Here is a 9,429-nt window from a genome sequence, read left to right on the forward strand (position 1 = left end):
ACGACTTCATACAAGTTGGCTATCCTTGTTGATTCTTTATGTAAGAAATCTAGTCTTTGGTTCGATATATGTCTATGTAATTTCGCTACTTTTTTTCTTGCTTTTTCTCTATTATTTGACCCTTTCTCTTTTTTCGATAATTGCCTTTGTAACTTAGCTAATCTTTTATGTGATTTTCTATAATATTTAGGACTTCCACACACTTTTCCTTCGCTATCTGCGTATAATCCATCTGATTTATAATCAAGTCCTATTATTTTATCTGTGATTTCTACGTTACTTACTTCTTCAACATATTCAAATAACACACTGACATAATATTTATTGTCTTTTTCTTGGCTGATAGTTGCTGATTTTAGTATCCAATTTTTATTTGGTTTTCTATTGAACAAATAAAATATCCATCAGTCCAAAATGTTTTTTCTTTCCAAAAATGTTTTCTTAATAAGTGTGAATATTTTTTCCATATATTCTATGTTGTATATGATTTTATTGTCTTTACAAGATTTGATAAGTTGATATTCGCTCTTGTTTCAATCATATAGTGTATATGGTCTTTATCTGTTTCGACATATTTTGTGTGATAATAACTTGATATCATCTGCTATATACTTATTTGATAGCAATCGTTTTCTATATTTATATACAAATATTAGATGATATTGTCACAAATAGTTATTATGGCTTCCACTTTTCCAATAATTCATTTTATATCCCTCAATAATGATTGTATCAAAAATATCTTGATACAACAATTCATCCCACGAAGCTAAAGCTTCGGAGATTTCTTGGTACTAAATTTAAAAAAAGCACTCCACATAATTGTGAAGTGCGTATTACTTAATTCGTCTTATTTTATAATGTTTCTAAGTATTCATCAATTTTTAGACGAATTCCTGGAACCATTGTACCGTAAATTACTTGTACGTTTTGATTTTTAATTAATACACCTGCAGCTCCTGTTGCTTTTAAGGCTGCTTCGTTAGCTAAGCTACCATCTTTAACGGTTACACGTAAACGAGTAGCGCAGTTGTCAACTTCAACTAGATTATCTTTTCCGCCTAATGCTTCAACAATATCTGCTGAACGTTGGTCGAATGAACCTGCTTCTTTTTTCTCTAAGTAATCTTTTTTAGTATATAATTTTGATTCTTGAACATCATCTTCACGACCTGGTGTTTTAAGATCGAATTTTTTGATGAAGAATAAGAATACGAAATAGTAGATAAATGCATAAGCAATACCCACAAATACTACTGGAATCCAGTTAGTGTGTGATTGACCTTGTAATACACCATATAATAAGAAGTCAATAATACCACCAGAGAATGTAACCCCTACTGCTACGTGTAAGATTTGCATAATTACGAATGATAATGCAGCTAATACACAGTGAACTCCAAAGTATAATAATGGAGAAGCAAATAAGAATGAGAATTCAATTGGTTCTGTAATACCAGTTAAGATAGAAGTTAGTGAAGCTGATAATAATAACCCTTTAACATCTTCTTTACGTTCTGGTTTAGCAGTGTGGTACATTGCTAATGCTGCACCAGGGAAACCACAAATCATGAATGGGAACAAACCTGAGAAGAAACGAGCTGCTTCATAGCTTACTGGTTGACCAGCTTCGATTTGTGCGAAGATAATATTTTGCGCACCTTCGATTAATTGACCATCAACCATTGCTGTTCCACCCATTGCTGTTTGCCAGAATGGTAAGTAGAATACATGGTGTAAACCTAATGGAATTAACGCACGGTAAACATAACCATAAATAAATGTACCAAATACATCTAAATTAGCAACTAATACACCTAATCCAGCAATTCCTTTTGCAACGATTGGCCATCCAAAACCAAATACGAAACCTAATACCACACCAGCAAATGCTGATACGATTGGTACAAAACGAACTCCTGAGAAGAATGATAAGCTTGCTGGTAATTCAATTGTGTAGTATTTGTTTGTTAGCCAAGCAACTACCGCACCAACGATAATACCACCGAATACTCCTGTGTTCATTGTATCTGAGAAGCTTAATACTGAACCAATAAGTCCTGGGACTTCACGTAATTTTTCAATATCTAAAATATTATCAATAACACTTGTTAATGAAGCATACATCATTAAATATGATACTACTGCTGATAAAGCAGCAACCTCTTTAACTTTTTTAGCCATACCTAAGGCTACACCTACTGCGAATAATAATGGTAAGTTAGCAAAAACAATGCCTCCACAATCTTTTAATACTGTTAAAATTTTGAATAATAGCGTTCCGTGACCTAAAATCCCTTCTAATCCATACGTTTTTACAAATGCATCACCAGTAAATGATGCGCCGATACCTAACATTAAACCAGCAACTGGTAATAATGCGATAGGTAACATAAATGTCTTACCTAAACGTTGTAGTGAATCAAACACTTTGTCTTTCATATAATTTCTCCCCTTATATTTTTTAAATCCTTATCATTTCTTAAGAATTCTTTATAAGTTTACAAAAAATTTTCTTTTATTGCAAACATTTAACATAGTATACAACGTTTTCAATTGAATAAAATTATTTTCATTAACTTTCATTATATTTACAATATTACTCAAAAAAACCCTCGTTCTTCACGAGAGCTTTCAAGGATAACTTTTTTACAACATATCTTTAATTAAACCGTAAATATACTGTTCAGGTACAAATACTTGTAAATCATCCATTTGTTCACCTAGACCAATGTATTTCACCGGAATATCTAGTTCATGACGGATTGAAAGGATAACCCCACCTTTAGCTGTTCCATCTAATTTTGTTAAAATCAATCCAGTTATATCAATTGTTTCACTAAATTGTTTCGCTTGTACTAAAGCGTTTTGTCCAGTTGTTGCATCTAACACTAATAATGTCTCATCTGCTCCTGTTTCAATTTCACGTTTAATGATACGATTCATTTTTTCTAATTCTTTCATTAAGTTAATTTTATTTTGCAAGCGACCAGCTGTATCAATTAATAAGTAATCAAAATTTTCGTCTTTGGCTTTTTTAATTGCATCAAATACGACTGATGATGGATCTCCTCCTTCACGCCCTGCTACAACTGGGACACCAATGCGTTCGCCCCAAACTTCTAATTGTTGAATGGCTCCGGCTCTAAATGTATCACCAGCTGCTAATAAAACTTTATTACCTTCTTGTTTTAATTGCCATGCTAATTTACCAATTGTTGTTGTCTTACCAACTCCATTTACCCCAACAAATAACATAACTGTTGGACGCCCATCTGCTTTGGCTAATGTTGCTAAGTCATTTTCGCCTTTTTCATAGATTTCAACCATTTTTTCAATAATCGCTTCTTTAACATCATCACCTGATTTTGCATTTTTCATACGAACTTCTTCACGTAAAGCATCTGTAATTGCTAAAGTCATTTCAAAGCCAACGTCCCCCGCAATGAAAGCTTCTTCTAAATCTTCAAAGAAATCTTCGTCGATTGTTCTGAAGTCGGCTAATAATTCATTTAATTTTTCTGAAAAGTTCTTTCTTGTCTTTTCCATTCCTTTATCGTACTTACCAAGAACTAACTCCTCTTTCGTCTCTTGATCTTGTAAGATTGGATCTTCACCTGTAAAGGCTTTTTTTATCTTATCAAATAATCCCATTTCTTCACTCCTCGCTATTTTTCTAAAATATATTCAATCGCTTTTGCTACACCATCTTCATTATTGCTTGTTGTAATGTAGTCAGCTACTGCTTTCACTGTTTCAGTAGCATTGGCCATCGCTACACCAAAACCTGCTTCACGAATCATATCCAAATCATTGTCCGCATCGCCACAAGCCATAATATTATCAATCTCCATTCCTAAAACAGCTGCTAAATGCACTAAAGCCTGCCCCTTATTAACATTTTTTGGTAAAACTTCCATTAAAATCGGACGAGATTTCATACAATTAAAACGCTCTGTAAATTCTGCTGGTAACTTAAGAAATTCTTCATCTAAGATAGCTTCATCATAACATAAGACTGCTTTATTCAATAATTGGTCATCTGCTAAATCTTCAGGGTTCATTTTCACGAAATCTAACATGCCCATAATATCATGATAGCGTGACGCACGATTAGTTGGATAAGTTGGTTCATAGACATATTCCAAATCTAACATATTCATTGGTAAGTTAACTTTCATTGTCTCCTGATGAATATAGATGACATCTTCTTTAGTATGTGCTTCTTGGAACAAAATTTCTTGTGATTTCGTTTTCTGAATCACACCACCATTATAGGTAATCACAACATCATCTTCATTAAACAAATCTAATTCTTCTAATAACGGACGAACGCCTTTTAAAGCACGCCCCGTACATAAGACAATTTTAATTCCTTTATCTTGCGCTTTTTGCAGTACTTTCTTGGTAGTATCAGTAATTTTTTTATCACTTGTTAATAATGTTCCATCTAAATCTAAGGCAATAGCTTTAATCTCTTGCATCATAATCTCCTCAATTCTTATTACTGTAATTCTTCAAAATCATCAAATTTCACACTTGCCAATCGAGAAACCCCTGACTCTTGCATCGTCACACCATATAAGACATCTGCTTCTTCCATTGTTCCGCGGCGGTGAGTAATTACGATAAATTGCGTATTAGTGGTAAATTCTTTTAAGTAACGACCATAACGTTGAACATTAGCTTCATCTAAAGCCGCTTCAACTTCATCTAATAAACAGAACGGTACTGGTTTTACTTCTAGAATGGCAAATAATAAAGCAATCGCCGTAAAGGCACGTTCTCCACCAGATAATAGGCTTAATGATTGTAACTTCTTACCAGGTGGTTGCGCAATAATCTCAATGCCTGTCTCTAATAAATTACTTGGATCTGTTAATTCTAAAGTCGCTTTACCTCCACCGAATAAACGTGGGAATGTAATCGCGAATTGTTCCTTAATCGCATTAAAAGTTATCTTAAAGCGTTGTTTTACTTCTTCATCCATTTCATCGATTGTTGATTCTAGGTTAGTCTTTGCCATAATTAAATCATCTTGTTGTTCTTTTAAGAAAGTAAAGCGTTCTTGAACTTTTTCATATTCATCAATCGCCATTAAATTGACAGCACCCATGGCTTCAATTTGTTGTTTTAAATTATGAACTAAGTGATTAGCTTCTTCAACTGACACTTCCAAATGAGTCTTCTCGCTAGCTGCTTCATAAGTCAATTCATATTCTTGGCTTAAGTAGACTAATTTTTGATCAATCGAAATTTCAAATCGATTAGCTTTAGTTTCAAGTTTCGTTTGTTCTTTATAAAGTTCTTGTAATTTTTGTAAAGTTTGATTTTTACGTACTTCAGCTTGTTTCATATCAAGTTCTAATTGATTACGAATTTCTTTTTCTGTATCTAATTGCGCTTTTACTTTTTCTAACTTGCGACTTGATTTTTCGAAGTCTTTGCTTAATTGTTCTAGTTGCTTTTCATCCTGTTCTTTGCTTTGATGTTGTTCACTAGTTTTTGAAGTTAAAATCTCAATTTGTTTATCTTGTTTATTCTTTTGGGCAATACTCATTTGTAAGTCACGTTCTAAGTGTAGTAATTGTTCTTTAGCCGTTGCTTTATTTGCTGATGCATCTTGTAAGAGAATTTGTTTAGTTTGAATTTGGTGAGTACGATCTTCTTGACTTAATTGTAAAACATCTAAAGCAGCTTTTAAATCCATTACATGTTGACTAGCTTTTGTTAAGGCTTGATGATTTTCAATATATTGATTTTCAAGATCTTGGTATTCCTCAATTAATTGTTCCCATTCATAGTTTTGCACGCTATGTTGACGTGTTAATGATTGTTCTTGTTCTGTTAAATATTTCAAGCTTAGTGTCACTTCTTGAATAGTTTGTTTTAATTCTTGTTCTTTTGAATCAAGTTCACGTGATTGATTGGCTTTTTGTAACCATTCTGCTTCAATATATTCATATTCTTCTTCTAATGTCTTAAATGATTGACGAGCAAGCTCTAATTCTTCCGTAATTTTTTGTAATTGGGCATTACGACGGACGATTGATTGGTTTTGATTAGCATTTGTTGCCCCACCAGTCATTGCCCCCCCCGCATTAACGACTTCCCCTTCTAACGTTACGATACGATAGCGATATTGTAACTCTTTAGCTAATTGTTGCGCTTGATGTAAATTCTCAGTGACAATGGTTGTCCCTAAAATATTTTCAATAATTGTTTGAAATTTTTCAGATACTTCTACTAATTCACTAGCAATCCCTACTACACCTTGACGCTGCTCAATAGTATATTGGACATTGGCTGGTAACTGACGACTCTTAATAACGGTGATTGGTAAGAATGTTGCACGGCCAGCACGTCTTTGTTTTAAGAATTGAATCGCTTGAGCTGCTGAAGTCTCATTTTCAACGATAATATGTTGACTATTGGCTCCTAAGGCAATCTCAATCGCTGTCGCAAATTGTTCTGGAACATTAATTAATTCTGCTACTGCACCAATCACACCACTAATTGCATCTTTATGTTTTAAGACAGCTTTTACCCCTTGATAATAACCAGCATAATCTTCCGATACATTTTTCAAGCTACGGTAATGGGCTTCTAAGTTTTGTAAAGAACGCTCTTTCTCATTTAAGGCTTTTGATTTTTCATCTTTGGCAGTACGTAAAGCTAGAACTTCCGCACGTGAGCCAGTCATTTGGGCTTCGATTTGAATAATTTGTGCTTCTGCTATTTCTTTTTTCTCATTTGCTTCATTTAATGATTTTTGCAGTTCGTCAAGTTCAGCTTCTAGCTTATCTTTACGTTCCTCGATGCGCTCTTTATTGAGTTCATTTGTTTCCATTAATTTTTCTAAATGGCGCTCTTGATTTTTTAATTTTGTTTCATTTTGTAAAGTGTCAATATAATCATCTTGCGTCTCTTTTAGTTTTGCTTCATTCCCTTTTGTTAAGGTAGCTAATTGATCAACTAATTCTTTCCATTCTAAGGTTACCGTATTGACTTCTTCTTCCTTAGCTGCTTTTTTAGTGGTTAACTCTTCAATTGTTTCGACTAAAGCTTTTTGTTCGGTAATTGCTTCTGTTAAAGAGACTTGGTTTTCTTCATCGCTTTGCAAGAAGTAATCTCTCTTTTGCATTAATACTTTACGGTCACCATCTAATTGTTCGACACGTTGAATTAAATTGACATATTTCAATTGTAATTGGTCGACTAATTCATTTTTTGCTTCTAAGTCAGCATATTGCTTCGTCAAAGTCTCTTCTAATTCTTTATCTAAAGCACTTAATCTTGTTAATTCAAATTTCACATCGCTAACTTGATTTTTTACTGTACTCCATTGTTGATTTAATTCTTCAATTTCCACTGCTAATACAGCCGTTTCAACATCGGCTAATTGTTTTTTTAATTCTAAAAACTTCACCGCTTGATCTTTTTGTTCTTCTAAAGGTTCTAATTGTGAATAAATCTCATGTAAGATATCTTCTACACGATTTAGGTGATCTTGTGTTTGACTTAATTTCTTTTGTGCTTGTTGCTTACGATCTTTATACTTTAATACACCAGCCGCTTCTTCAATAATACTACGGCGGTCTTCTGGTTTATCATTAAAGATTTTTTCAACCTTCCCTTGAGAAATCAAGGCAAATGAATCTTTTCCTAGACCTGAATCCATCATCAAATTAGTAATATCTTTCAATCGACAAGCTTCTCGGTTAATATAAAAATTACTTTCCCCTTTACGATTCAACCGTCTTGTTAATACGACTTCAGCATGAGGAACAGCTAATGTTTTATCTTCATTATTAATATATAAACTAACTTCAGCAATATTTTGTGATTTACGTGTTTGAGAACCAGCAAAAATAATATCATCCATTTTTTTACCACGTAATGATTTAGCGGATTGTTCTCCTAACACCCATTTAATTGCTTCTGATAAATTCGACTTACCACTACCATTGGGACCAACGACTGCCGTAACACCTTTATCGAATTCAATAACCGTTTTATCCGCAAATGATTTAAAGCCGGACATTTCAATTTTATCTAATTGCATGCGGTTATCTCTCCTTTACTTTTATTTTTTTGCTAATTGTTCTAGTGCAATTTTTGCAGCTTCTTGTTCAGCAGCTTTTTTCGAACGGCCTACTCCATTCGCTAATACTTGACCTTCTAATAAAACTGATACATAAAATTCTTTATCATGTGATGGTCCAATCTCTTTATTAACAATATACTCTATCTTAACTGATCCTTGTTTTTGTAATTCTTCTTGTAAATCTGTCTTATAATCTTGATTCAGCAAGAATTTACCATCTTGAATCTTAGAAGCAACAACTTTTTCTAAAAACTGGCTCACTTCATCAAATCCTTTATCCAAATAGATTGCACCAACAAAAGCTTCAAATAGGTCACATAGTAAAGCTGGTCTTTGTCGTCCGCCCATTGCTTCTTCTCCTTTTCCTAAAAGAACAAACTGGTCTAGGCGACATTCTTTTGCTAATAAGGCAAAACTTTTTTCGCAAACAATTTGTGCTCGAAGACGACTCAATTCGCCCTCTTTCATCTTAGGAAAGTGCAAGAATAACCATCTTGAAACAAATAATTCTAAGACCGCATCTCCTAAAAACTCGATTCGCTCATTATAAACACCATTCATTTCTTTATGCTCATTTGAATAAGATGAGTGTGTCATTGCTTCAATTAAGTATTTTTCATCTTGAAACTGGATTCCATATTCTTCTAATACCCTTTTTTTTAATTCTTGTAACATTTTTTTACCTCCTTTTAATAGTTCTGTATCCTTCTTATTATAAGGTTTTTCGGCTGATTTTACAAATTTGTTTTTCTGGTTTGAAGAAATAATGTGGAAATAAAAAAATAATCCTACAATATAGGTTATTGATAAAAAATCATCACTATTTATGGCAGACGTCTTATTTACAAACACTATTCGTGCATAGTGGCTTAATTAGACTCTCAAAATATAAAAAGATAGAAAACAACTTCAAGATGTGCTTATGCTTTTCTCCTTGATAAGTGTTTTCTACCTTCTTTGTACAGTGAATCCATTCACTAATATCTACTATTCATTTCTAAGATTTCTCTTACTCTCTTCTATCCACTATTACTTAACGAACAACTATTATTGGTTCACAATTCTAAACCAACGAACAGGATAACCTGGGTCATCAACCCATCCCTTCATCAACGTTAAATGAATACCATCTAGTTCGTCTGTTAATGTACAGTGTAAGATACTATTATCATTATAAGCAATACCTGTATGTCCAGCTTCTCCTAGTGAATATCCTTCATTCCCTACAATAAAGACATCCCCACGACGAATATCTCGGGCATCAATTTCCTTGAATAGGTATCCTTTTTCTTTATATAAGTTTTCAGTTGTTCCAGCATAGG

Annotated in this window: 8 protein-coding genes; all 8 read right to left on the reverse strand. The window is 33.3% G+C overall.

Going from position 1 to position 9,429, the window contains the following annotated elements:
• A partial coding sequence (locus BMX09_RS09140; protein ID WP_143054403.1) for an RNA-guided endonuclease InsQ/TnpB family protein occupies positions 1 to 392 on the reverse strand: 392 nt, incomplete at its 3' end.
• 80 nt (positions 393 to 472) lie between these two features.
• Positions 473 to 601 carry a transposase gene (locus BMX09_RS10540; protein WP_218138946.1) on the reverse strand — a complete coding sequence of 43 codons (129 nt, stop codon included), beginning with the start codon at positions 599 to 601 and terminating at the stop codon, positions 473 to 475.
• Positions 602 to 855: 254 nt separating this feature from the next.
• The gene (locus tag BMX09_RS09150) at positions 856 to 2,442 is read right to left on the reverse strand and encodes a PTS transporter subunit EIIC (protein WP_089747928.1); all 1,587 of its coding nucleotides are present in this window, start codon (positions 2,440 to 2,442) and stop codon (positions 856 to 858) included.
• A 207-nt stretch (positions 2,443 to 2,649) separates the two neighbouring features.
• Entirely contained in the window at positions 2,650 to 3,654 is a 1,005-nt protein-coding gene (gene ftsY / locus BMX09_RS09155) for a signal recognition particle-docking protein FtsY (RefSeq protein WP_089747931.1), read from the reverse strand.
• A gap of 14 nt (positions 3,655 to 3,668) precedes the next feature.
• The gene (locus BMX09_RS09160; protein WP_089747933.1) at positions 3,669 to 4,484 is read right to left on the reverse strand and encodes a Cof-type HAD-IIB family hydrolase; all 816 of its coding nucleotides are present in this window, start codon (positions 4,482 to 4,484) and stop codon (positions 3,669 to 3,671) included.
• 20 nt (positions 4,485 to 4,504) lie between these two features.
• A complete protein-coding gene (gene smc, locus BMX09_RS09165) occupies positions 4,505 to 8,065 on the reverse strand; it encodes a chromosome segregation protein SMC (RefSeq protein WP_089747934.1) in 3,561 nt (1,186 codons plus the stop codon).
• Between the two features lie 21 nt (positions 8,066 to 8,086).
• Complete coding sequence (gene rnc / locus BMX09_RS09170; RefSeq protein ID WP_089747936.1) at positions 8,087 to 8,782, reverse strand: ribonuclease III; 696 nt, start codon at positions 8,780 to 8,782, stop codon at positions 8,087 to 8,089.
• Positions 8,783 to 9,154: 372 nt separating this feature from the next.
• Positions 9,155 to 9,429: peptidoglycan amidohydrolase family protein (locus tag BMX09_RS09175; protein ID WP_281242690.1), on the reverse strand; the 275-nt coding region annotated here is incomplete at its 5' end.

Source organism: Granulicatella balaenopterae, from assembly GCF_900111135.1.
Taxonomy (GTDB): Bacteria; Bacillota; Bacilli; order Lactobacillales; family Aerococcaceae; genus Granulicatella; species Granulicatella balaenopterae.